This is a genomic window from Pollutibacter soli (assembly GCA_029269725.1).
Taxonomy (GTDB): domain Bacteria; phylum Bacteroidota; class Bacteroidia; order Chitinophagales; family Chitinophagaceae; genus Pollutibacter; species Pollutibacter soli.
The window spans coordinates 496,490-521,137 of sequence record JARJHS010000002.1; the positions used below are offsets into that span (position 1 = coordinate 496,490).

19 protein-coding genes are annotated in these 24,648 nt (G+C 41.2%); 11 read left to right on the plus strand and 8 right to left on the minus strand.

Annotated features, from left to right (window positions below; all coding sequences use genetic code 11):
- Positions 1-3: 3 nt before the first annotated feature.
- A complete protein-coding gene (locus tag P2W82_RS06610) occupies positions 4-399 on the plus strand; it encodes a response regulator (RefSeq protein ID WP_336515062.1) in 396 nt (131 codons plus the stop codon).
- Positions 400-533: 134 nt separating this feature from the next.
- Here P2W82_RS06610 and P2W82_RS06615 read toward each other — a convergent pair whose 3' ends face one another.
- The 3 genes from P2W82_RS06615 to P2W82_RS06625 form a co-directional block, all read right to left on the minus strand.
- Positions 534-845: a hypothetical protein gene (locus tag P2W82_RS06615; protein WP_336515063.1), complete on the minus strand. Its 312-nt coding sequence runs from the start codon at positions 843-845 to the stop codon at positions 534-536.
- Positions 846-1,123: 278 nt separating this feature from the next.
- Positions 1,124-2,890, minus strand: coding sequence for a serine hydrolase domain-containing protein (locus P2W82_RS06620; RefSeq protein ID WP_336515064.1), 1,767 nt, complete (start codon positions 2,888-2,890; stop codon positions 1,124-1,126).
- Between the two features lie 116 nt (positions 2,891-3,006).
- Positions 3,007-4,278 carry a hypothetical protein gene (locus P2W82_RS06625; RefSeq protein WP_336515065.1) on the minus strand — a complete coding sequence of 424 codons (1,272 nt, stop codon included), beginning with the start codon at positions 4,276-4,278 and terminating at the stop codon, positions 3,007-3,009.
- A gap of 252 nt (positions 4,279-4,530) precedes the next feature.
- Here P2W82_RS06625 and P2W82_RS06630 point away from each other — a divergent pair, with 252 nt between their 5' ends.
- From P2W82_RS06630 to P2W82_RS06650, 5 genes are all read left to right on the plus strand, one after another.
- Positions 4,531-6,828: a DUF7133 domain-containing protein gene (locus tag P2W82_RS06630; RefSeq protein ID WP_336515066.1), complete on the plus strand. Its 2,298-nt coding sequence runs from the start codon at positions 4,531-4,533 to the stop codon at positions 6,826-6,828.
- Positions 6,829-6,893: 65 nt separating this feature from the next.
- A complete protein-coding gene (locus P2W82_RS06635) occupies positions 6,894-9,926 on the plus strand; it encodes a sensor histidine kinase (RefSeq protein ID WP_336515067.1) in 3,033 nt (1,010 codons plus the stop codon).
- Positions 9,927-9,980: 54 nt separating this feature from the next.
- Positions 9,981-10,610, plus strand: coding sequence for a response regulator transcription factor (locus tag P2W82_RS06640; protein WP_336515068.1), 630 nt, complete (start codon positions 9,981-9,983; stop codon positions 10,608-10,610).
- Positions 10,611-10,668: 58 nt separating this feature from the next.
- The gene (locus P2W82_RS06645; RefSeq protein ID WP_336515069.1) at positions 10,669-10,884 is read left to right on the plus strand and encodes a hypothetical protein; all 216 of its coding nucleotides are present in this window, start codon (positions 10,669-10,671) and stop codon (positions 10,882-10,884) included.
- Positions 10,885-10,988: 104 nt separating this feature from the next.
- On the plus strand, positions 10,989-12,530 hold the full coding sequence (locus P2W82_RS06650) for a hypothetical protein (RefSeq protein ID WP_336515070.1): 1,542 nt from the start codon (positions 10,989-10,991) through the stop codon (positions 12,528-12,530).
- A gap of 211 nt (positions 12,531-12,741) precedes the next feature.
- On the opposite strand, the gene P2W82_RS06655 is transcribed toward P2W82_RS06650, so the two are convergent.
- The gene (locus tag P2W82_RS06655; RefSeq protein ID WP_336515071.1) at positions 12,742-13,800 is read right to left on the minus strand and encodes an NAD(P)-dependent alcohol dehydrogenase; all 1,059 of its coding nucleotides are present in this window, start codon (positions 13,798-13,800) and stop codon (positions 12,742-12,744) included.
- 444 nt (positions 13,801-14,244) lie between these two features.
- Here P2W82_RS06655 and P2W82_RS06660 point away from each other — a divergent pair, with 444 nt between their 5' ends.
- A complete protein-coding gene (locus P2W82_RS06660) occupies positions 14,245-14,409 on the plus strand; it encodes a hypothetical protein (protein ID WP_336515072.1) in 165 nt (54 codons plus the stop codon).
- A gap of 91 nt (positions 14,410-14,500) precedes the next feature.
- Positions 14,501-16,930, plus strand: a complete 2,430-nt coding sequence (locus tag P2W82_RS06665; protein ID WP_336515073.1) for a TonB-dependent receptor domain-containing protein — start codon at positions 14,501-14,503, stop codon at positions 16,928-16,930.
- Between the two features lie 107 nt (positions 16,931-17,037).
- Here the strand turns inward: P2W82_RS06665 and P2W82_RS06670 are convergent, their stop codons facing one another.
- Together P2W82_RS06670 and P2W82_RS06675 are read right to left on the minus strand one after the other, a co-directional pair.
- On the minus strand, positions 17,038-17,310 hold the full coding sequence (locus P2W82_RS06670; RefSeq protein WP_336515074.1) for a hypothetical protein: 273 nt from the start codon (positions 17,308-17,310) through the stop codon (positions 17,038-17,040).
- Positions 17,311-17,866: 556 nt separating this feature from the next.
- A complete protein-coding gene (locus tag P2W82_RS06675) occupies positions 17,867-19,024 on the minus strand; it encodes a hypothetical protein (RefSeq protein WP_336515075.1) in 1,158 nt (385 codons plus the stop codon).
- A gap of 483 nt (positions 19,025-19,507) precedes the next feature.
- Between P2W82_RS06675 and P2W82_RS06680 the strand changes: the two genes are divergently transcribed.
- A complete protein-coding gene (locus tag P2W82_RS06680) occupies positions 19,508-19,657 on the plus strand; it encodes a hypothetical protein (RefSeq protein ID WP_336515076.1) in 150 nt (49 codons plus the stop codon).
- Positions 19,658-20,008: 351 nt separating this feature from the next.
- On the opposite strand, the gene P2W82_RS06685 is transcribed toward P2W82_RS06680, so the two are convergent.
- Together P2W82_RS06685 and P2W82_RS06690 are read right to left on the minus strand one after the other, a co-directional pair.
- A complete protein-coding gene (locus P2W82_RS06685; RefSeq protein ID WP_336515077.1) occupies positions 20,009-20,281 on the minus strand; it encodes a hypothetical protein in 273 nt (90 codons plus the stop codon).
- Between the two features lie 747 nt (positions 20,282-21,028).
- Positions 21,029-22,675, minus strand: coding sequence for an AMP-binding protein (locus tag P2W82_RS06690; RefSeq protein WP_336515078.1), 1,647 nt, complete (start codon positions 22,673-22,675; stop codon positions 21,029-21,031).
- Positions 22,676-23,075: 400 nt separating this feature from the next.
- Between P2W82_RS06690 and P2W82_RS06695 the strand changes: the two genes are divergently transcribed.
- Entirely contained in the window at positions 23,076-23,624 is a 549-nt protein-coding gene (locus P2W82_RS06695) for a DUF2911 domain-containing protein (protein ID WP_336515079.1), read from the plus strand.
- A 129-nt stretch (positions 23,625-23,753) separates the two neighbouring features.
- Positions 23,754-24,575: a class I SAM-dependent methyltransferase gene (locus tag P2W82_RS06700; RefSeq protein ID WP_336515080.1), complete on the plus strand. Its 822-nt coding sequence runs from the start codon at positions 23,754-23,756 to the stop codon at positions 24,573-24,575.
- The last annotated feature ends 73 nt before the right edge of the window (positions 24,576-24,648 follow it).

Consider the following 24,648-nt stretch of genomic DNA (forward strand, 5'->3'; position numbering starts at 1 on the left):
GACATGCGTAAAAAAATTTTACTGGCTGAGGATGATCCCGATGACCAGGAATTATTCTTTGAATTCCTTTCAGATAGAACAGATATTGATTTATTACCGCCTGTTGAAAATGGCGAAGTTTTGCTGGAACGTCTCCGCCAGGCTTCAGGAAACATCGATTTGCCTGATGCTATTATACTTGATCAGAATATGCCTAAATGCAATGGACTACAAACACTGCAGATATTAAAAAGCAGTGGGTACCATGCACATATCCCCGTGATGATTTATTCCACATATATAGATTCAAGCCTGGTAAAACTGGGTTTAAGTTCAGGCGCAGTACTTGTTATGGATAAACCTTCAGATACAGAAGGATACCACAGCCTGATCGATGAGTTATTGAAAGTATTGGATTAAACTATCCTTTTTTTATTGAAACGAAATTGTTAGCATCAGTTTTATCCACTTTTTTAACAAAGACCTGGTTCTGGAAAAATCCGGTGAAAGAATTTAACTGGCATAATTCCACCAGTAAACTCATTTCCGATTTATTAAAAGTCTTTTAACATCAGATCAATTTTACCCAAAAGCTCTCCCACTCCAAGTGAAATCCATAGAATAAAAAGCGCCAGAATCATTTTCGCCAGCGGAGAAAGCGAAAATCCTGTAATCCTTTTAATCAGTTGTGTTAGCGGGGGAAAGAATAGAAATGCAAGGAAAAAAATAAAAATTCCAAAAAAAGGATCATTGCCCCAGAACATATTCAGTACACCAATAGCGGCTGCGATCATTCCAAATGTGCAGCTGACAAAGTTCCCGATTAAGGTATTATATTTTAATGTCAGCTCAGTTTTGTAAGTCATTATTCTATATTAAGATTGAATACTACACGTTTGTGTTTTGTTACTAATTCGGGATAGCTATTTGTTGTTCAAATCCTGGCGGATATTGAATTACAAAAGGATTTTGCTGTCCGTGTCTGCAAGGATGTAAACGTCAAAGCGTGAAACCTTTGCATCTGGTTGGCACTCACTTCGGATTTATACTCCGGATTCTGTATTAGACATTTCTGCAAATCACACCTTTTCAACGAACAACAACAATCGAAAAACGCCGGCTGCGTTCACTTAATCAGCAGGCCCTAATTAAAACCCACTGAACCAGTGTTCATGTTCTGCTGGTTCAACCGGACGAATTTTACATTCCTCAAAACCGGATTGGTATATTCCAGCGAGATCACTTTTCCTGATTTGTCTCTTTGAAAGCGGAGAAACATACGATTGGCCTGGAATGTATCGGTATCGACAGATGTAAACTCAAGTGTACGTCCGGGCCCGTGTTCGAGATGAAGAGACAATGCTTTTCCTTTTACTTCAATCCGGAATGCTGCACCAATTTCATCGCTTACGAATCTTCCGGCAAATGTCTTCAAATCAGTTTCCGACAAAGTCAAGGGTTTTGACCTGTGATAGGATTTTATTTTCCCTTCTTTTGTTTTTAATTCCAGTTTATCCGAACTAATAAATTTTAAATCGAATTCGTCGTTGGACATAAATTCAATATTTGTTCCATTCGATTTAAAATGATCTTTTGTAACGGTGGTCATGCGCGGTCCTCCTGCTATGCGCAGACTATTATTGGAAACCCCGATCCGCAATGGTTCACCAGTGACATCATTAAAAAACAGACCTGCTTTATCGTCGATTTTGATAATTGTCGTGTCAGCACCATTGATTACGACTGGTGGAACAACCTTATTTTTGCCAGATGCTGTCTTTGCTGGCGCATAGAGAGTATAAATTTTTCGAGCGAATCCAATCCGGTCGGTGTTATCCCCGGAATTACACATGATCGCTATAGAAATCTTTTCGGAAGGAAAACGAACCAATACTGATTTATATCCATCCGCGCTTCCGCCGTGCCACCAGAATGCAGTACCCTGATCTGTCGAATCCAGAAACAACCCACGTGCATAGCTAAGTTTTCTGCCGTTATTCAGCTGAGCTGGTTCCTGGATTTTTTCACTTACAAAAGCACTGATTTTTTTCCCGGCTATTGCTTCATTCCAGATCAACAGATCTGAGGCTGTAGTCAGTATTCCGCCGCCACCGCGTTCATTATCCATCAGCATCGCTATCTTCCATCGACCTCCATCTTTATCATAAGCAAGGGCGCGGTTGGGAATCACGTCACGCATGTCTTCGACATATTTTGTCGACTTCATCCCCAGCGGTTCAAAAAGTTTTTTAGTTGTATATGCAGAGAAGGAATTTCCACTCACCCGCGCTATGATTTCTTTCATCAGGACAAACCCACTGTTTGAATAGGACCATTCTTCTCCGGGGTTGAAATTGAGACTACGCTGACGAAGTATGATTTTAAGTACCTCATCGTTGGATGCGGAAAGTGGTTTTATTCCTGTCCAGTCGCGGATGCCGGAAGTGTGCGTAAGCAAATTGTCGATAGTGATTTTCTGACCATAATCATGAAGTTCAGGAATGTATTTCCGGACATCATCAGAAAGTGAAATGAGCTTCTCTTCAACCAGTATCAGTGCGGCTGCAGCAACAAACTGTTTTGTCAAAGAGCCGGCATCGAGAACAGCGTTGGGTGTCAGCGCAACATCACGCTCCAGGTCAGCAGAACCATATGCCTTGTTTATTACAACCGTTCCATTTTGCGAAACTGCGCACACGCAACCAGGAGATGTAGGACTTGTCCAGTCGAAAATTTTGTCCACCTCAGCGGCTTTATCCTGAGCAGTTGATCGGGCAGCGGCTAACAACGCAACTACTATAACTGCCAGGTGAAGCAGAAGTAACAAATGATTGCGGGAATTACTTGCCCGGCGAAACCCGGTACAATCATGAACTGGGTTTGCATGTTGTTCGTGAAGCATCTTTTTCATCTGATTTTTATTGAATTCGATAGTTATTTATTATTATTATCAAATCAAAGCACTTTGAAAAACAAAGTGTAAAAACAAAAAAGAAATCCGTTGACAACACAGACCTCCATCTTTATTCATTTCATACCGAAAAGAAAAGGAAATATGAATGTCACGACGACTGTCCACGCTGCATATACGGGTAGATAAGCAGAGATCGCTGATCCGACAGTTGGAATTTCTGTTTTTCTTCTCAATACCCTTAATAGCTGAAAAGTCACCAGCAATAGATTAATCATGATTAAAACATTTCCTCCAAAAACAGCAGCGCGGTTCGGTGTTATTCCCAGCGTTGAAATGCGATAGATGATGGCGGAGAGGGCAATACCATTTACGATAATCGTTACAGCCGAAAGAAGAAACAAAACCCAGAGTTCCATCTGACTTTTACCTGACCGTGAGGCTTCTGCCACAGAGAAAAATATTATCGCCATAACACCGATCAGCAAGGCATTAAACAGGAAGAGAAATTCTCTGTCGTTATATGGATCTTTTCCTGAGTAAAGAATAGCGACAAGATATATGACGAGCATGATCAATACCAGCGGACTGAATATTTTTGCAATCACTGGTGAAACTTTTCCTACCAGCTGAGGATTGGTTTGTGTAAGAAATGTTCCGAGAATGGGAGCGGAAGGAAGTAAAAACACAACAATATTTTCAAAGTAGAACTCTTCAATCTGAAAACCGATAAGAGAAAACAACCCAATCGTTACTCCCGTCATAATCGCACCTGCAATTACAATCAATGTGGTCATTACAATCAGATCACCATTATAACTCAGAAAACCGAGGCGTTTTTCAACATCATTATGTTTACCACCAACGAATGAAAAGCCAAGTATCGACCAGAGAAATAAAAGCAAATGCACGCAGGATAAAATTACTGTATCACTGTGGCCATTATTGGGTAATAAGTTAATGAAGATCAGACCCGCTAATGTGGCTGCTCCAATAAATGCGCATTTGCCTGCAGATAATTTATTCCTCCATGCAAAGAACGCGGACAGGACAGGAAAAACGATAAAGCCTACATTACGCGGATAAAAATAATCCTTGTCAATCTGGAAGATGTCAGGAATTCTTGCAATGACACCTGCCAGGATACAACCCAGGATAATAAAAATCAGTTCCTTTCTGTTACCCCAGGAAATTTCTTCGCGTGAAAAGTTGAGCCGCGCATGCCAGAAGGTGGTGGCGCTGCTATTTACCAGTTCGGGATAAAGTACATTAAAAGCGTTTTTAAATGCTGTTTTATCCGACCTGTAAAGCTTTTCCAGCTGTATGGGATTTCCCATATTGGAAAGAATTTCATCTTTCATATATAGTGTTGTTTTTTGGTTCGGCATGTGGCTGTTTCTGTTGTTTAAGTTGCCGGTTATAATAACGCAAAGACTTTTCAAAAAGTACTTTGCAATTCAAAGTTAATAGATGAAACTGATTCCTGCAAGAGATTTTTGATGAAAAATGACGGCCGGTAACTTATGTCTTCATTGCCCGGGGTCCGGGTACAGACATAATTATTATTACTCGCCCGGAAATAATTTATTCATTATCATTGAACAGGCTCAATATTTTTGAAAGGGCTTAAATGATTTTCCATGAACAGGTTGCAGATCGTGTTTTCAGTGTTGCTATTGATCATTCTTTCTTTAACCTTATGCAGTGTTCCGGCGAATGATGATGTTGAGAAAGGAACAAAAACACCCGAGATGAATGAGCCTGGGTTTAATTCTCCGCGGGTAGTAAATCAGCAATCCAACACAGTTCCTTTATCGCCGGAAGAAAGTTTGAGGACATTCCGGATACCGGTGGGATATCACCTGGAGCTGGTAGCAAGCGAACCGATGATATCAGAGCCTACTGCAATTGCCTGGGACGGAAATGGCAGAATGTATGTAGCCCAGATGGAAACCTATATGCAAACCATCGATGCAAAGGATCAATACACAGCACGAAGTCGGGTAATGCTTTTGGAGGATACAGATGATGATGGCCGGATGGATATGAGTTCTGTGTTTATAGATCAACTGATGGCTCCTCGCATGATACTTTGTGTCGGCAAAGAATTACTCGTAAATGAAACAAACAGTTTTGACGTTTTTGCATACAGTGACACAAACCATGATGGTCGGGCCGATATCAAACGTGCAGTGTACAATCCGGGAAAAAATTCCTACGGAAATATTGAACATCAACGAAGCGGATTCGACTGGAACCTGGACAATTATATTTACCTGACAACAGACCCTGTGCGTTTCCGTTATGTAAACGGGAGACTGGTAGCCGATACGCTCTTCTATGGAAATAATGGTCAATGGGGGCTGACACATGATGATTTCGGGAGGTTGTATTTCAGCCGCGCAGCAGCAGGTCTGGCTGCAACCGGGTTTGAGATCAATCCGTCATACGGCCAGCTGGAGAAGGAAAATAAATATGAAGATTCTGTTTTCCGTGTTATCTGGCCGATTGGCAATAACGCTGATGTCAATGGTGGGCCTGCCGGGCTTCGGCCGGACAGTACATTAGAGCGTTTTACATCTGTATGCGGGCAATCGGTTTTTCGCGGCGACCGTTTACCTGTGAATATGCGCGGAGACTATTTTGCTGCTGAGCCAGTAGGTAGAATTATACGCAGGGCTAAAATTATCAGTAATCATGGCAGGGTAAGCCTTAAAAAAGTATACGAACAGGACGAGTTTATTGCTTCATCCGATATGAATTTCCGGCCGGTGAATACCTATACAGGTCCGGATGGGTGCCTCTATATCGTGGATATGTACCGTGGCATTATCCAGGAATCTACCTGGGCTCAGCCAGGAACTTATTTGTTTGACCAGATCAAACAAAAAAACCTGGATAAGAATATTTCACGGGGTAGAATATACCGTCTTGTACATGATGATTTCAAAAGAGGGCCAAAGCCGAATATGTTGCATCTCCCATCTGATTCACTGGTTGCTTTTCTTACACATCCCAATGGCTGGTGGCGGGACAATGCGCAGAAAGAATTAGTTATCCGCGGCGATAAATCTGTTGTAACGAATCTGAAAGAAATGGTGTCAGGAAAATCTAATTCCACCGGATCAGCGGTTTCAATACTTGGTCGTATACACGCATTATGGACATTGGAAGGATTGAATGCACTTGATGAAGAGTTGCTTATTTCTGTGTTGAACGATCGATCACCTGAACTGAGAAAACAAGCGGTTTGGATCAGTGAGCACATGCTCAATACCGGAAATACGGAACTGATTTCGAAATTGAAAGATCTGGCAGATGATGAAAGCTACCTGGTACGTGAACAACTGGTTCTGACAATGAACAAATCCAACCATGAAGATCTTCATTCGGTTGCAGCACAAATTATGTCGGCTGGCAAAGACACGTTGATGTTTTCCGCAATTAATAAAATGTTTGAAAAAAATATTGAAACAAAAAAATATGGATCTACACTGGTGGTGCTCAAAGAAGCCGACAGAAAAAGAGTATTAAACGGGGCAGCGATTTTTTCATCACTATGTGCCAGTTGTCACGGCTCTGAGGGGCAAGGCCTTCCAACACAGGTTGCACCTCCGCTGGTCAGTAAATTTAAATTGGTCGAGAAGAAAGAAGAACTGATAAAAATATTGCTGCATGGTCTCAGTGGACCAGTTGATGGAAAAACTTATCCCGATATCATGCCACCGATGAAGGCCAATGACAATGAATGGATAGCTTCCGTATGCAGCTTTATCAGGTTTGATCTTTGTCTCCGGAGCTTTCCTAAAATGTCAGAAGGTTTTATGAACTGGATGATTGTAAAACCGGAAGATGTTGAGAAAATCAGGAAGAAAAATGAAACAAGGAACAGACCCTGGACATGGGAAGAGTTAGGGAAGACGGGTGTAAAAAAATAGTTTGATGTCGTTTCGCAGAGGAAGACGCATAATACGGTTAAAAAAGATCAGCTAAATTTAGTCCCATGTTTTTGAGACTGTTATTTTCCTTAGTGATTTCGATTATTGCGATAGAAACCGCTCGCTCCCAGGATTATATATTCAACAGGTTCTCTACAAAGGATGGTTTGCTGACAAATAACATATTGTCCATGGTACAGGATAGTTCCGGTTACTTATGGCTGGGTACAGAGAATGGATTGCAGCGATATGATGGAAATTTTTTCAGGGTGATTCTCAATGAACGGATTGATCAGATTATTTCCGATTCTTCTCATCGCATCTGGATTCGTTCAGGTAAAAAACTGGGAATCTTCAACCCAACGAATTTTTCACTTGTGAACGTCATTTACGAGCCGGGGAATACTGGCGGGCATGAAGAAGCGCCAAATCTGCGAAAAGATGCGTCCGGGAATGTTTTCATCATCAATGAAAAAGGTTGCCAGTATTTCGATGACAGCAAAAAATCTTTCAGTCAAAAAAATAATCCGTTCATAGTTCCGGACTCAATCTCCATAATAAATGTAGTTGAAGACAAAAAGCGGCGGCGTTACTGGATCATTTCGCAAAAGGGCCTCGGTTACTGGGATAGTAAAACAACTTCATTTTATTCGGCAGGTAACAATCTACAAAAAGATCCGTTGCTCGCAAGTAAGTTACTTTCCAAAACCATCGTCAATTTTTTTATCGACGCATCGAACAGGTATTGGATCGAATCAGAAAACAATTCCACTAAAAATTTCTTTTGCTATGATGCTGTAAAAAATCAGTTTACGAGCGACACTACCGGTCTGGCTGATGCGGGTAATGGAAGTCATTTTGAAGTGAAGGGATTTACACAGTATCATGATTCTGTTATTGCAGTGTACGGTTTGAATTGCCTCCGGATTAACAACGGTGGCTCTTTCCAGGAGCTGCGCGATACACGGGGACATAATCCTTATGGAATATATTTCAATGTAGTGTCTGCCATTATCGAAGATCGTGAGGGAATTGTCTGGATTGCTACAGATGATGGGCTTTACAATACGCTGGGCACACTCGGTAGAAATATCCATGCGATATTCCAGATGGAAAAATTCAGGAGCTTTGTAAAATCGGTGATCGAAGATTCAAAGCAGAAATTATGGATCGGTACCTGGGGAAGAGGCATTTTTACCATCACAACAAACCCGGGAATCTATCCGCAGGTAGCAAAACCACAACAGCTCCAGTTTTCCGACAGTCTCTCAAAACTGAACTGGTCAATTTGTGAGGACAAAACATCAGGTCGCATATGGTTCGGTTGCGAGCTTGGAAGATTAATGATCTATGATACTAACAGTGACAAAGCTTCTCTTCATCATTTCACTGTATTCAAGGATAAACATCTTAAACAAATAGTCGAAGACAGGAATGGTTCGATGTGGATTGGGCTGAGTGATGGTACATTATTGCAGAACACCAATCCGGCAGGTACTCCCAGTGACTCGTCTTTTCAGAAAGTATGGGCTTTTGAAGGGGGGATAAGCAAATTATATTTTATCAATGAAAGCCAACTATGGGTCGCCGTTGAAGGAAAAGGAATTTTCCTTTTTGATACACAGGCCGGAAAAATTCTCAGGTCTTTTGATGGAAGCAATTCGGATGCGCAATGGATCACTGAGGTTAAAGACATCCTGCAACTGACCGATTCAACCTGGCTGCTGGCAGCGGGACAGGTAGGTGTATTGAACGTGAATTCTTCCATTGTAGAATTTTCCGGCACTATTGATAACCTCTCCATCGGCAATGCCTCAACACTGCAAAGAGATGTGAATGGCAATTGCTGGATTGGAAGTTCAAACGGTCTTTTCAAGTACAATCCGAAAACAGGATCGCTTACAAAATATTCACAGTACGATGGATTGATCACGGTTCATAACAATAGCTATATTCCCGAAACAAGTCTCCGTATGGATGATAACAGGTTGGTTTTTGCGGGAAACCAGCACCTGCTTGTTTTTGATCCGGATGATTATCGGGTAATGAAATCACCACCTGATGTTACCATCACCGGCTTTCAGTTGAACAACAGATATCTGCCAGCAGATTCATTACAACAATTAAATAGAATCAGGCTGCCTTATACAAATAGTTCTTTCAGTATAGAATTTGCCTCGATCAGTTTTTCACTGCTGGGTAAACTCACTTACGAATACAAACTCGAAGGCGTTGATGCAGGATGGACAACACTGAAAACAGTTGTTCCTGTGAAGTATAATTTTCTGCCCCCGGGCAATTATACTTTTCTTGTTCGTGCAAAAAATGATGAAGGGCAGTATTCGAAACAAACAACTTCAATCGCCATACGCATTGTTCCCCCGTTCTGGAGAACACCATGGTTCTATCTTTTGATGGGAGCGATTATAGCATCTGTGTTATTTTATCTCCATCGCTTACGGCTTGAGCGATTACTGCAGATTGAAAAAGTGCGTAGTCGTCTTGCAAGAGATCTTCATGACGATATGGGCTCAACATTGAGTACTGTAAATATCCTCAGCAATATCGCATTGCAGCAAACTCCGCTGGATGAAAAAACCAGTAAGGAATATATGAGTACCATCAACTCGAGTACTGGTCAGATGATGGAAGCGATGGATGATATTGTCTGGAGCATTAACCCTGTAAATGATAGCATGGCAAAAGTACTTGCGCGCATGAAGGAAGTTGCAGGTTCCGTGCTTGAACCAATTCATGTGGAATATCGTTTCCAGGTTGATGAGGATGTGATGGGAGTAAATTTTTCCATGGAGTCGCGGCGCGAAATATTTCTGATTTTCAAGGAAGCGCTGAACAATATTGTGAAGTACGCGCAATGTAATAATGTGCTGTTTACTTTGAAAAAAGACGGAGGGGATTTTGTATTGACGATAAAAGATGACGGGAAAGGTTTCGACGCGGAAGCCAGAACACCATCGACAAGGGGTAATGGATTAAAGAATATGAGAAAGCGGACAGAGAACTTAAATGGCAGTATTTCAATAGATTCTGAGCCAGGTAAAGGTACCCGCCTGAGGATTGCTATGCCCATCGCATGAATATGCGTTGTCGCACCCCTCGTGCTGTAGTTATATTTGTTGTATCAAAAGATTATGATACGGATTTTACTATACGACGATTCAAACCAGCTGAGACAAACGATGGCTTTATTGCTAAGCAAAACGCCAGGCTTTGAGGTGGTTGGTGAATTTGACAACTGCGAAACCGCCGCTACGGATATTGATACATTACATCCGGATGTCGTGCTGATGGATATCGATATGCCCGGTAAAACAGGCATTGAAGGAGTGAGATCGATCCGGGAAAGTAATCAGTCAGTAAAAATTATTATGCTTACGGTTTTTGATGATAACAAGAACGTGTACGATGCCATCCGTTTTGGTGCGAATGGATATGTGTTAAAGAAGAGTTCACCGCAGGCAATCATTGATGCGATTAATGATGTTCACAATGGCGGTGCTCCGATGAATTCTTCTATTGCAACACAGGTGTTGAAAATGTTTGCGGGGATGTCGCCGGCAGGTAAAGACTATGATCTTTCAGAAAGAGAAAAAGAAGTGTTGCAGTCATTGGTTAACGGTAACAGTTACAAGATGGTGGCTGCTTCACTAAAGATATCAATTGATACTGTACGCACGCATATCAGGAGTATCTATGAAAAGTTACAGGTGAATTCCAAAAGCGAAGCTGTTGCAAAAGCTTTGAAAGACCGGATCGTTTGATCGTTCACAACTGTAAGGATTATCCACTAAAAAAATTTGTTGGTTAAAGACCGGCCACATGCCGGACAGCATTTCTATGCCCGGGAGAAAACGTCATAACCTGCTGGGATACACGAAAAAAATGAAATCAATAGTCACTCAGTCGATAGATCGGAAAATCGGCCTGCTGAATTTCACGATTACTGAACGACAAAGCCGTTTGTTATGGAGAAGTACGATTGTATTCGGGAAAGTGCTGATGAGGAATACAGCCTTTTCTTCGTATGACAACTAAAGTCCTCAGCCGGCTCCGGGATTCTTGATTTCAATCAAGGTCGATCTTGAAAACACGCAGGAGATTTGCACAAACAACAATAATCAAACTCTAAACAATTTTTTATGAAACAGATTAGCTTTCGTTTGGTAGGCTTTATTTTGATGCTGGTATTATTTGCATGTAAAAAGGACCCGGTGGATCCTCCCACCGGGCCAAAACCGGGCGAAGGTTCACTCGAACGGGTAATCCGCCTTACGCTTAAAAATCTTCCCGCACAACCCGTGAATGCCAATTACAATACCCTGGTAACAATTAAGGATAGCCGAAATGGTGCGGTGCGTTCCAAAAAGCTCGCGGTTCAGCATGATCAGCAATATTTTACAGATACAGTGATATTGCAAAAGGGCATTTACAGTTTAACAGGTGTGCTGGTGAGAGAGGGTAATTCCAACGTAAAGTTCGCGGCTCCGATCGAAGGTTCAGCCAGGGCGAACGGAGTGGCAAAACCATTGAATATCACGATGGCACTGGATGCAAAGGAGGAGAAAAGAATCGAGGTAGAATTATTACCTGTATCTGATACTGATACACCCGAAAGCTTTGGTTATCCCGCAGGAAGTTTTGGTGATCGAACAACGGATCCGGAATTGCCAACAGACACCAGGATATTTGTAAAGCCAATGATCAAGGTGGGGGACATTGTGTACGACAGCGTCCCTGTACAATTGGTACTGAAGAGCTGGGATGAGCAGAATAATATGAGTTACAAAGCGCTTTCACTTCTAGCCGGAATGCAGCCGGTTGTCCTGCCGGCCGGTGCTGTGAAATATCAGCTATCCGTTTCCAAATGGAATACCTATGATGAAATGACGCTGACAAAGGGTGATATCCAGGAGAATTCAGTTTATATATTAGGTGGTAACAAGGGTGCAAAACTACTTAAGAATGTAACCGATGTGAGAATTGAAAATGGAAGGTCGAAGGCATTCCAGCGTTTTGAATACCGTTATCAGCCTAATGGTGATTTGAAAGAGTTAACCTGGCTGGGTAAAAAGGAAGACGGGTCGAATTATGTTATCCGGAAAGATTTGTTTCAGTATACAAATTCAAGGATCACAGGTATCCAGGGGTATAATGAATCGGGTGCTTTGTCGATGAATTCTTCTTTTAGCTATGATAACGAGGGTCGGGTAACTGGATTTGAACAGGCATTTCAAGGTCAGAAAACCACGGGTGCTTATACTTATTTGCCTGTACAAGACGACGAAGGGACCGGAAAACTATACAGTATAGGTGCTGAATTTTCACATACTGATCGTTACTACAAAACATATTTGTCAAAACTGATGTACGGCGGCATCGTTCTGAAAGAGACGGTCAGTACCAGTCACGGAAATTTCGAAGAAGGATTATATGACTATGATTTCAATATCAATCCATATGCACACCTGGCGATTCCGGACATGTTTCTCTCGCAAATTTCAAAACATAACCTGACGAGACAATCTAAAACATGGTCGACTCCAAACGCCATATTCGTACCCATGGACTGGAGGTATACCTACGACGCTGACGGGTACCCGACACAGCTGTTCGTGAAGTACAGGGAATATGATGGTCAGCAGGAAGTATACACGATCAGAACCATTTTTGAATATTATTGATGAGTAGTAGTTTGTGTTGATCCCCTCCGATTTTTCGGAGGGGATTTTGGTTTTTTATCAGGTAGAAAATTCTCATTGCCAATTAGAAAAATACATTTCTGAAAGAGAAAAAACACTTGTTTTTCCCGGAATGATTTTTCAGCTTCATGAAATCTCCCAGGTATCCGATCCGCCGCGGCGGATCGGATACCTGGCGAGTTTCGCCGGAAATTTAATTTTTCAGTGAACTCATATCAATTACAAAACGATATCGTACATCACTTTTAATCATGCGTTCGTAGGCTGTATTGATGTCCTGTATGTTGATCATTTCAATATCAGAGACAATATTTTTTTCACCACAGAAGTCCAACAGTTCCTGTGTTTCGGCGATACCGCCGATCAGTGAGCCGGCAACTGATTTCCTTCCCATGATCATGGGGACAGTGTTCAGCATCGGATCCAGCGGACCTAAATATCCAACCAGAACAATTGTGCCGCTGATATTGAGTGTCCCAATGTACGGATTGACATCATGAATGTTAGGAACGGTGTCGATGATCAGATCGAATTTTCCGCGTACCGATTTCATTTGTTGATCATCGGTTGAAATGATCACGTCATGTGCACCAAGTTCTTTTGCATCTGATGTTTTGCCCGGCGTTCTTGAGAACAAGGTGACTTCAGCACCCAGGCCTTTGGCAAGTTTAATAGCCATATGTCCAAGACCACCCAGGCCTATCACTCCAACTTTTTTACCGGGACCTGCATTCCAGTGTTTTAAAGGTGACCAGGTAGTTATACCTGCGCAGAGAACCGGAGCAACTGCTGCCGGGTCCAGGTTTTCCGGAACTTTTAAAACAAAATGTTCGTCAACAACAACTTTCTCCGAGTAACCTCCAAACGTATGTCCATTCAGATGTTTGTCTTTCCCGTTGTAGGTTCCGGTAAAACCAGTTAAACAATACTGCTCGAAGTCCTGCTTGCAGCTATCACAGGTACGGCAGCTGTCTACGAGACAGCCTACTGCTACAAGGTCCCCCTTCTTAAATCTGGAGACTTCAGCACCTGTCCGCGTTACGCGGCCAACAATTTCGTGCCCCGGAACTGCCGGATAAATTGTTCCGCCCCAATCATTTCTTGCTGTATGCAGGTCGGAATGGCAGACCCCGCAAAAAAGAATATCTATTTCAACGTCCTTTGCTGTCGGCTCCCTGCGTTGAATATTTATTTGTTTAAGATCGGCTTTGGGCGAAGCGGTACCAAATGCATTTACTGTGTATGTGTTCATTGTAACTATTTTGTGTTATGGAACTAAAGCCAGATAAAGCCTATTAAAAAATAGAAACATTTAAAAAGGGAATTTGTTAACCCTGAAAAAATGAATGCAATAGTTCGGTTGACCAATGGTTTCAGGAATTCCGGGCAAATGTATTAACAGGCGTCGTTTTCAAGATATCAGGTTTCAAACCAATGATTATAAATTTCAAACAATTCGTGTTGGTTGATAATTGTCCGGTATTTTTTAAAGTTCAATTCCAGGAGCTGCCACCATCATTCGAGCTAAGCAGGTATTTTTGAGTAACTGCAAAAAAACGAATACCGGATTTTCATTCTCCCGTATCCTGAAATTTTTAATTTAACTGACGCTCAACGTTAACTTGTCCCCAGGTATAATTTTTACCCCGGGAATATAGGAACTCGTCATTTCAGTATTTATGATAAACTTCAACATATGATGAGAAGGAATATTCTTCAGGGTATCGGGCTTTTTGGTTTGAGCAAAACATTACCATTAAATGAAACGGAATTACTGGCCGGCGGTGGAATAAAAGACAATCCTGAAACTTCTGCTAGGGTTTTTTACAAAAGTGAAAACTACGAATTCAGTTTTTCCTGATACTGGCGTTTTGTGAAAACTTTTATCCCTTCCCTTTGCCGTTAAGCCAAATTTATTCGTTACTGTTGACGGTCGTTATTAATTTGGCGCCATGTTTTTCATGAGGACGACAGCATTGCTGCTGGTATATATTTTTATTTCAAATCTCACGTTGGCGTCATCAAGGCCAGACACATTTTCAATTTCAGTAACGGTAAAGAATATGCGTGATGAACCACTTCCATCAGCGGTAGTTACGTTGCATAGTGCAAAGGATAGCTCAATTGTCAAAACCGAATTAACAGATAACAGTGGACTTGCCATTCTCACAAGAATTATTGAAGGGCAATATTTTTTTGAAATCAGTTTTATAGGTCATCGTTCGGATACAACAGCGATTTTCACTATTGCTGATGAGCCTTTAAAAAGTTTTAGCATTAAACTGGCACCGCAAAGTGATAACCTGAAGGAAGTTGTCGTACGCGCAACAAAGCCATTCGTTCAGTTTGATAAAGGAAATATTGTTGTAAATCCGGATGCATCACCAAGTAATGCTGGAACAAGTCTTATGGAACTGCTGGAAAAGATGCCTGGCGTCACTGTTGACCAGGATGGTAATATCAGCCTGAAAGCAAAGTCCAACGTGATGATCATGGTTGATGGCAAGCTGACTTATTTATCGGGAGCGGATCTTGCTAACCTGCTCAGCAGTATGAGCTCTTCACAAGTAGACCAGGTGGAGCTGATCACAAATCCTCCTGCCCGATTTGATGCCAGCGGAAATGCAGGTATCATCAATATAAAAACAAAAAGAAACCGACAACGTGGTTTCAATGGTAATGTTAATCTGAGTTATGGACAGGGGCGTTATCCAAAAACAAACAACAGTTTTTCACTCAATTACCGCGATGGAAAATTCAATACCTGGCTTAACTATAATATCAACTATAACAAGTACTACAATGATCTCTATGCGCTGAGGACTTACTACGACCAGGCTGGAAAACCGATTGCAAAGCTTGATCAGCCAACCTATTTCGGCGGTCATTTTCTGAACAATACAATCCGAGCAGGTGTTGATTTTTTTGCAACGACAAAAACGACTTTAAGCGTTAGCGGAATCGGGACCTGGACCAAGCGTGAAAGCGATAATAAAGCAATGGCATCCTGGTTAGGTGAAGACGATACCGTCGATTCAAGTCTGACAACCATTAGTCATACTGATTACAAGTTGAAGAATGGTGGGGTTACCTTAAGTTTGCGACATGCATTTTCGGCCAAACAGGAATTTTCGATTGATCTCGACGGATTGACCTATGATATTCACAACAACCAGATGTTCATCAATACTTTCCTCACACCTGGAGGGAAAAATGATGCATCCACCGGAGATATTCCCAGTACTTTAAAAATAGCAACAGCAAAAGCTGACTATTCGCATCAGCTTAACAGCGGACCGCGGTTTGAAGCTGGCTTCAAACTATCACATATTGAAACCGATAATAAAGCTATTTACGAATACAACGACGGATCAGGATGGCAGCCGGATTATGGTAAAACAAACCAGTTTTTATACAATGAAAATATCCAGGCCGTATATGCGAGTATGGATCAACGTTGGGAAAAATTTTCTTTCCAGGCAGGCCTGCGTTATGAAAACACGAGCTATGATGCAGATCAGTTAGGAAATCCGGTCAGGAAAGATTCTTCTTTTTCGCGCCAGTATGGTGGATTGTTCCCATCAGGTAATATCACCTGGCAGGCAGATTCCATAAATAGTTTTACAATCACGGCAGGACGCCGAATTGACCGTCCTGCATTTCAGCGACTCAATCCGTTTGTTTTCATCATAAACAAATACACCTACGAAACAGGAAACCCTTATTTCAAACCGCAATACAGCTGGAATTTTGAACTGACACATCAGTTTAAAAATGCGCTCACCACAACTTTGTCTTACAGTGTCATCAAAGATTATTTTTCGCAGCTATTCCTTACGGATAGCAGCGGAATTCTTTATTACTCACAGGGGAATGTCGGGAGAGTACATATTGCAGGATTGTCAGTTAGCACCAGTCTTAAATTATTCCCCTGGTGGAGTTTGAGTGGACAGGCCTTGCTCAACTATAAAAACTTCCAGGGATATGTTTGGAATGATTTTCAATCTTCCGTCTGGCAATTCAATATCAGCGCGAACAACCAGTTTGTGATCGGTGAAAATTACACCGCAGAGCTTTCCGGTTTTTTTACCGGGCCGGCACGTAACGACTTACAGGAATCATTGCTTCCTACGGGTCAGTTGAACATTGGTGTTGCAAGAAATGTGCTGAAGAAAAAAGGAACACTGAAGTTGAGTCTGCGTGACTTGTTTCACACACAGATTATGGCTGGGAATACAACTTTTCAATCTGCGCATGAATACTTCAAAATAAAACGTGATACGCGGGTACTTACGCTTGCATTTACTTATCGTTTTGGTAAACCTTTAAAAGCAGTGAAACGCAGCAGCGGAGCAGAGGAAGAGATGCAACGCGTGAATTAACAAATCCAATTTGCAGTGTCATCCGCAATTATAGCCTTTTAAAGACTACCGAAAAAAAAAGCGCTTCTGTAAAAACAAAAGCGCTGAATTTTTTTTGTCTGAATAAATTACTCAGGGCATGAGAGCATGTCCACGATGGTCTGGTACTGCTCTTTTTCTTCTGCTGTCAGATCCCCATAGCATTCACTGTTGAAATACTCCTGCAAAGCAGCCTTGTAATTTTTGCAGTTCGTTGACGATTGACTCTGGACGTAAGCAGAAGCAGCATCACTTACTTTTTTTGTTACAGCGTTACAATCGAGTGTTTTTTCTTTTTTGCAGCTGGTGACTGATGCACCAATCATAACTATGGCGATTAAAGCCATACCGAGTTTTTTCATAGCATTAGATTTTTTAATCAGGCAGTTAACGGATATAACTTTCAGGATATTGTGAAGCAAATAATTAATACCCGTTTTCCTGTTGTTTTTCATAAAAGAACATGTATTTACAGGTCATAAAAAAATATCATGTTATTGCTGGTTGAAAAGTGAAGATTTTCTTAATGTGATATTAATCATCTTTCGAATTACAATAACACGGATGCGTTCAAATAAAATGGCCACAACTGAAATATTCAATGTGGCCTTGCTCTATGGAAAACTGATTTTGTTTTTACAAATTTCGATTACGATATGCAATGTAAAATGTATATCATACTTTAATGAATGATGGGAATTCAACATCGGTAAAATTCCAATCGTAAGTCTCATTGATTTCTTCTCCTGAATTAACTGATCCTAACTACTGCCATATTCTAACACTGACTTTTTAATACTCATCTGCTGAAACACATAGCGGCGAATGAATAGGCCGTCCGGATTTATAATATTACCGGTTGTATCATCTTAAATGACATCATTGATTGCATACTGTCAGTCTGATTATCTGTGAAGATCAGATAACTACAAGACCTGGGAATTGCCCACCTGTAAAATTCCAGTCATTAGCTGCGGGATTCGTATTACCGATTGCGTCGGTGCCCAGTTCATCGCCGAAGGGAAATACAGGTTTAGTAAAACTGAATTGCTCGAAAACATAACTGCGGTTGAACAGGCCCTGGGAATTAATCACATTCCCGGGTGTGTCGTCAATAAATAACACCGCAGCTGCGGCATCGGGTAATGGGTTGCCATTGATTCCGAGTGTATACTTGGTAATATCCCAATAAATCCAAGGCGGATCATAGTCGGTCATTTTCGCTCTATAATACACTCCTTTATTATTGGGGTACACCGTTTGCCGGAAATGTGTCAATAATACTCCACCGGGTTCGCTGGCTGTGTAAATTGATTCAGTGTCAGGTTCTCCGAAAGTACAGCACTTCATGATCGCCAGATTCCACAACATTTGTTGAAAAGAGGTAACCCCGGCCTGGTAAATTGCGTTGTATGCAGCACCGCCGGTGGTACTCGTCGGAAAATTTGAAGATGCAAGATCTCCGATGGTATAGGTATTACCATTAAACTGAATCGGATTATTCCAGGCTGCCACGAGGTTCGCATAATTATTGGCCGGACTTTCCAGTAATGTCAGTTGTTCATTCATCGCAACATGCATCTGGTTGTGTCCAAACTCAAACTGCGCAAAAACCTGATCAATATTTGGTGGCTTTGGCTTATCGCCATTTGCCCAGTCGTGCAGAAATGCGGATAAAATAGCTATGGCGGGTATCGCAGCTTCTCCACCGGTCGCGAGCGCTGCTGCAATGAGAAGCGCATAAAAAAGATCAATCAAAATATCACTATCAAAGTTAGACCAGTCGCTGTTGTTGGTCGATTCTAATGCAAGGAAAACTGCATTTTCATACTCGATCGTTGATGTATATAGGTCATCCAGGTAGGCGCGCAAATTCGCCAGATTAGCAGCTGCAGCGGGTAAGTTAATAGGTTCGCTTCCGTCATCAGTTGGCCAGTCGTATTTCCTGCAACGCGGTATAAATGTGGGCATGATGAACATGCCTGCAGCTGCAATCGACGAATTGCGTATGAGGTAACGTCTGCTGACTTTGTTGAACGCATCATCTTCAAGATTGTCCCGGGTATGATCTGTCATAAAACCTGTTTAGATAAATGAATAGAAAAATTGCATCGATCTTTCTATGAGTTCAGGAATTCAATCAAAACCACAACTTTAAACGACGTATCGTTTATCGGAGGAAAACTTTACTAAAAGTGAATCAGGGCAGGGTGGGATTTTAGTGCCTGGCAGTGCGCATTTGGGCTACTGATTTGTGCCTTTAAGCCAGCAATTACAGATGATTTGAGATCTGTAAATTACGGCAACTCTAATATAGTTTTATTTTATTATATCAAAAAATCATTCGGATAAGCTTGTCTGAAATTATTTTGGGGTCATGACCGCACTGTTGAAACAAGAGAAACTTAATGACCTATATAAGTCCTGGCAGGATTTTTTACCTCTGAAGATGGTCCGTATTTCACATATGCGGCTGCGCCGGCAATCGACATAAAAAAGATAAAAATCATTAAATACCTGAGCGATACTTTGCCGGTATAGAGTATAAACCTAAGATGAATGAACATAAGAAACAATCCGAGAACTATCAGAGCATTGAGCATGAAAGCGCTCATGCCGTTAAGATATGACCGGTATAACAGAATTAAGCAAATAAAAGTTGCGATGGAAAATATTACTGATAGCACGGCTCTGGTGGTATTCATTTAAAAAGCAATAGTTGTTTTCTAAATGTACTTATTGCAACTGATCTCTGCAAGTTTGGGAATACAAGGCAATAGTAAGAAGGCAAAAGGCAAAAGGGAACAGCCGACGTTAGAAATTCCAGGAAATTTCAACACCTGTATAAATTGAAACAAGCTGGGTGTTTTACATAAAAAAATGACGCAGTGAAATATCTGCTGGCTGGTGGAAAAACAGAAACAGTGAATACATGGCAATAGTAAGAAGGCAATAGAACACAGTTTGCCTACGAAATTCCGGATCAGAGAGGCAGTGTTTTTTATAATGAAATGCAACCACAGGGTGTAGTTTCTGCTGCCCGCTGCTGCTGCCTATTGCCTACCTATACCAGCTGATCTCCAGTTCAAGGCATGACTTCTTGATTGCATCGGCGATGGCATCATTCAATTTTGTTTCGCTGTAACTGAATCCGCTGAAGTTTTCGGATCTGACAATGTAAAAAACCTTATCATGGGGAAGTCTGTCCGGATCAAGTTTTTCCAGACGATATATGATCTGACCTTCAGAAAATCTGGTTCTTAAAACAAGGCCAGAATATTTGATGCCACTGAGTGAAAATTCGATGTAGAGATTAATTGTTTCCACGACCAAAACGCCCGCAAATAACCTGAATATTTTTTCGATCCAATGTTAAGTTTTGATGAAGAATAGATTCGACACGATCTGCCAGGGCTCAAATGCACAAACATTCATTAAGGAAACACATCTTTTCAATTGGAAAGAAGCTTGTAATATTCGCTCGACTTTTCCTTAATGCTTTGTTGACAAGCTGATTACCGGCTGTACTGAATCAACATCTGACTTTCGAAAACCTGGAGAGTAGGTTTTAGTTCATCAGGGAGGAATTTCTATTCTGGATTTAATTATAATTTGATAGTTCCGGCGGCAACCGAGACAATATTAATTTTTCAAAAAATCGGAATCTGATTAGACGAGTTGTAGTAAAATGAGGTTCGTATAACTGTTTTCTAAATCCGCCGGCGGTTCTTGGAATTCCGGAGAAAGGGTGTACTCTTGCAAGCATCGGATAAACAGCACAGTTTTCCGATAATCTTCTTACCTATCTACCACAAAAAGCGTTGGCTACCGCCGATGCTTTTTAGTTTTAGAATTCCAGGTTACGATTAGTGGGGACCGGGAAAATATACACCCATGTTTTTGCAATCGAACTTTATCTGTGAAAAACTGACGATCACTCGTCAGGGCCAGAGAATTACTCTGGCTCTTTGCATTAAAGGGGAGAAGCAAAATATTATTCGTTCATTTTTGAAACAGACATAGTTCCCCGGCTCAAATGGCATCCAGGCTATATTTTTAAAAGATTGAAACGAAAACCCCTTATGATTGCCAGATGAGCATGGATTTGGAGTTATCCCATTCGGAATATAGAGCACCATATTTTCTTTCCAGAAGATTGCGCTTTATTTTGAATGAAGGCGTGAGTAATGCATTTTCAACAGTCCATTCATCCTGAACAATTACTACTTTGTATACTTTTTCATGTGCATCGAGATGGGAATTTACAATTCTGATTGTCTCTTTCATTCGGGAATCAATTTCTTCTGAAGGTCTTTTCTTTCCTATTGCGGATAAAGTAATAATAGCAAGTGGTTGAGGTAAACCGGAACCAACAACACAAACCTGTTCCATATCTGTGTTGGAAAGTAATTTCATTTCAATCGGCGAGGGAGACACATATTTTCCTTTTGCTGTTTTAAAAAGATCTTTTACTCTTCCGGTAATTTTTAAAAATCCTTCCTGGTCAATAAATCCTTCATCACCTGTTTTTAAGAAGCCATCGTTTGTAAATACCTCCGCTGTTTTTGCAGGCTCTTTGTAATATCCTTTCATCAACGCATCGTGTTTTACCAGGATTTCATTTTCATGACTCAGTTTTACCTCGCAATGAGGAAAAGGTTGCCCAACAAAACCTTTTTTGATGTTATCCTTTGGATTGATATGAGAATAGCAACAATTTTCTGTCATAGCATAAGCTTCCTGGATAGCAATGCCAATCTTCGCGAACCATTCGATAAGTGAAACAGGTGTAGGAGATGCGCCGGTGATAACAAGCCTGGCATCAATGAGTCCAAGCTGTTTCCTTATTTTTCTTTTTACAATTGCCGAAAGGATTGGGGTTTTTAAAATCAGGTTTAATTTGTTCTGTGGAATTTTGGTAAGAATACCTTCCTGGAATTTACTCCAGATCCTGTGTACGCCCAGGAAAACGGTCGGCCTTGCTTCGCGCAGATTATGCGGAAACTGCTGCAATGATTCTGCAAACGAAACTTCTGCGCCCGTGTAAAGACTAATCATTTCTACCAAAACACGTTCAGCGATATGTGACAGTGGCAGATAGGAGAAAAACCGATCACTGGATTTGAAACTGAGATAATCAATTGCATTTTGTGCAACGAAATCAAAACTATCAAAAGTAAACATTACACCTTTCGGCATACCTGTCGTTCCCGAAGTATAAATAATTGTACAGAGTTCATCGCCATTTCTTTTTACATCATTCTGCACCGGAGCCGATGCACTGGTAAAACTTTTCCAGCTTTCACATTCTTCATGATCGCAAAATGGGAGGGCTATACATTTAATATCATCCGCAACTCCTTCTTTCATCACATGCCAGTTATCCAGCTTGCCAACAAACAAGAGTTTTGCTTGTGAATGTCCGAGAATTTGCTGTATAGTTGTTGCCTGCGAATTCGGATACAAAGGGACAGATACATGTCCAGCCATCATTATAGCCAGGTCGCAGATGATCCAATGAGCGCAGTTTTTGGAGAGCAATGCTATGTTGCTGCCGTCAGGTAATTCAAGAGCTTTAATGGCTGATGCAAGTTTTCGTACTTCTTCTCCTGTCTGTTTCCATGTCCATGTCTGCCATACATTATCAACAGGTTGTTTCAGGTAGATCTTATCAGGGTTTGTTTTTTCCCAGTGATAAAGCATGCTTAAAGGAGATTGATGTTCCATAAACATTTTTTAATGAGTCAAAGAAATCTCTCTTTGCCGGGATAAACATTGACAAAAGTCAAAATCAACAATCCACTTAAAAACCGATCTCCAAAGAAATGAACTTTGACCCGGTACTGCTAAGCCTTTCCGGATTTATTCCTGAGAAGTCGCCAGGCATTTAATCTGATATGGGCTTCAGCATGACTATCCGGACTGTAATAATAAATGTACTGAGTTATCGAAAAGTGGCAATAAACTGCAGATGCTGATTAAATTAGTTTCCAGATGACAATTTGTTTCAGATGTTTTTCTTTTATAGATTACAATATTCCCCGAAAACCATAAGGTACTCTTTCATAGAAAATCAAATCGAAAGACAATTAAAGTAATTGTCAGAAAGAAGAAATAAATATTCGGTATGAAAAAGAAAATTATTATCGGTGTTCTTTCCCTGGTAGTATTGCTGGCCATCGGGTTTGCCTATCTGAACTACCGTGGCCGGACCTTAAGTCCTCCGGGGAAAACGGAGTTGACAGTCAACGGACTGACTGTTTTGATAAATTATAGCCGACCGTCAGTTCGCGGGCGGCTGATATTTGGCACCGATAAAGAGAAAGCGCTCCAGCCTTATGGAAAGTACTGGCGGCTTGGCGCGAATGAATCCACCGAAATCACCGTCAATAAAGATGTATTGTTCAATGGTGAACCTGTAAAAGCGGGGACCTATAGAATGTATGCCATTCCGGGGAGTGATGCATTTGAGATCGTTTTAAATTCTGAATTGGGCAAATGGGGAGCGTTTGAACCTGATAAGAGCCTGGATGTTTTGCATACAAAAGTTCCGGTCACGCATAGTGAACATCCTGTAGAGCAGTATACCATTTCCATGATTGAAGCAGACGGTGGTGTTAACGTTGTTTTTGAATGGTCAGATACACGGTTTGTCGTTCCGGTAAAAGCGCAGTGAAAACTTTTGTGTTAAATACAGGATTGATCTGCGGGATCAGTGCATTGTAATTGACATCAGAGAATTAAGAGGCGGTTTTGATGTCCTTGTCTTGGAGATTAGCAATACGGTTCCACAAACAAAGATTGTATGAATGATCCCTCAACTGAATCGGCACCATCTGAACAGCCCGTGAACCGAATTGTTCATTATGACCAGTTTTTTGGTCCCTTGTATTTTGAGCCTTATGCGATAGAAGTTGCAAACCGTATAGATGTTGCCGGAGATTCTGTTGTGCTGGAGATCGCAGCGGGTACAGGTATCGTTACACTCTGTATACTGAAAAATATACCGGCTTCAGCGAAGTTTATAGCATCAGATATTGACGAAGAAATGCTCGCTGAAGCAAAGAAAAAATTGAAACATTTTAAAGTTGAATGGCAGATTATCGATGCACAACAACTCCCATTTAGTGATGAGAGTATCGACCTGATTATTTGTTGCTTCGGATATATGTTTGTTCAGGACAAGTGTAAAGCGTTCACAGAAGCTTATCGTGTATTAAAACCAGGCGGTAAGTTGTTGTTTACGACCTGGGATAAACTTGAGAAAAACACAGCATCTCATACGGCGAGGAAACTGGCTGAAAATTATTTACATGAACCCATTTCCACAACATACGATCTTCCGGTTTCTATGCATGATGAAGTGGAGATAAAAGAACTTCTGAAAAAAACAGGGTTCTCAGGAATATCAATTGAAATAGCAGAAATGTATTCGGTTTGTGAAACCGCAAAGAAAGCAGCGTGTGGCCTGGTTGATGGCGGATTAATTTTTAGAGAAATCAGGCAACAACACCCCGAATCGATCGATGAGATAAAGGCTAAACTTGAGAATGAACTTTCCCAAAAATTTGGTGCGGCACCGATGAAAGCTTCGATGAGTGCGCTGATCAGCGAGGCCAGGAAGTAGTCGCATCGCTCATGATCTTTTCAGCAGATTTTTTCAGATGTAAAATAGCAAGGCTGACAGTTAGTTCAATCAT

Excerpts from the sequence above, each read along its gene's own strand:
- P2W82_RS06625 (WP_336515065.1), bottom strand. The coding sequence starts at position 4,278 with ATGCCGAACCAAAAAACAACACTATATATGAAAGATGAAATTCTTTCC.
- P2W82_RS06680 (WP_336515076.1), top strand. The coding sequence starts at position 19,508 with ATGAACATAAGAAACAATCCGAGAACTATCAGAGCATTGAGCATGAAA.
- P2W82_RS06645 (WP_336515069.1), top strand. The coding sequence starts at position 10,669 with ATGCCGGACAGCATTTCTATGCCCGGGAGAAAACGTCATAACCTGCTG.
- P2W82_RS06660 (WP_336515072.1), top strand. The coding sequence starts at position 14,245 with ATGATGAGAAGGAATATTCTTCAGGGTATCGGGCTTTTTGGTTTGAGC.
- P2W82_RS06675 (WP_336515075.1), bottom strand. The coding sequence starts at position 19,024 with ATGACAGATCATACCCGGGACAATCTTGAAGATGATGCGTTCAACAAA.
- P2W82_RS06690 (WP_336515078.1), bottom strand. The coding sequence starts at position 22,675 with ATGGAACATCAATCTCCTTTAAGCATGCTTTATCACTGGGAAAAAACA.
- P2W82_RS06630 (WP_336515066.1), top strand. The coding sequence starts at position 4,531 with ATGAACAGGTTGCAGATCGTGTTTTCAGTGTTGCTATTGATCATTCTT.
- P2W82_RS06615 (WP_336515063.1), bottom strand. The coding sequence starts at position 845 with ATGACTTACAAAACTGAGCTGACATTAAAATATAATACCTTAATCGGG.
- P2W82_RS06665 (WP_336515073.1), top strand. The coding sequence starts at position 14,501 with ATGTTTTTCATGAGGACGACAGCATTGCTGCTGGTATATATTTTTATT.
- P2W82_RS06610 (WP_336515062.1), top strand. The coding sequence starts at position 4 with ATGCGTAAAAAAATTTTACTGGCTGAGGATGATCCCGATGACCAGGAA.
- P2W82_RS06635 (WP_336515067.1), top strand. The coding sequence starts at position 6,894 with ATGTTTTTGAGACTGTTATTTTCCTTAGTGATTTCGATTATTGCGATA.
- P2W82_RS06655 (WP_336515071.1), bottom strand. The coding sequence starts at position 13,800 with ATGAACACATACACAGTAAATGCATTTGGTACCGCTTCGCCCAAAGCC.
- P2W82_RS06650 (WP_336515070.1), top strand. The coding sequence starts at position 10,989 with ATGAAACAGATTAGCTTTCGTTTGGTAGGCTTTATTTTGATGCTGGTA.
- P2W82_RS06640 (WP_336515068.1), top strand. The coding sequence starts at position 9,981 with ATGATACGGATTTTACTATACGACGATTCAAACCAGCTGAGACAAACG.
- P2W82_RS06620 (WP_336515064.1), bottom strand. The coding sequence starts at position 2,890 with ATGAAAAAGATGCTTCACGAACAACATGCAAACCCAGTTCATGATTGT.
- P2W82_RS06670 (WP_336515074.1), bottom strand. The coding sequence starts at position 17,310 with ATGAAAAAACTCGGTATGGCTTTAATCGCCATAGTTATGATTGGTGCA.
- P2W82_RS06695 (WP_336515079.1), top strand. The coding sequence starts at position 23,076 with ATGAAAAAGAAAATTATTATCGGTGTTCTTTCCCTGGTAGTATTGCTG.
- P2W82_RS06700 (WP_336515080.1), top strand. The coding sequence starts at position 23,754 with ATGAATGATCCCTCAACTGAATCGGCACCATCTGAACAGCCCGTGAAC.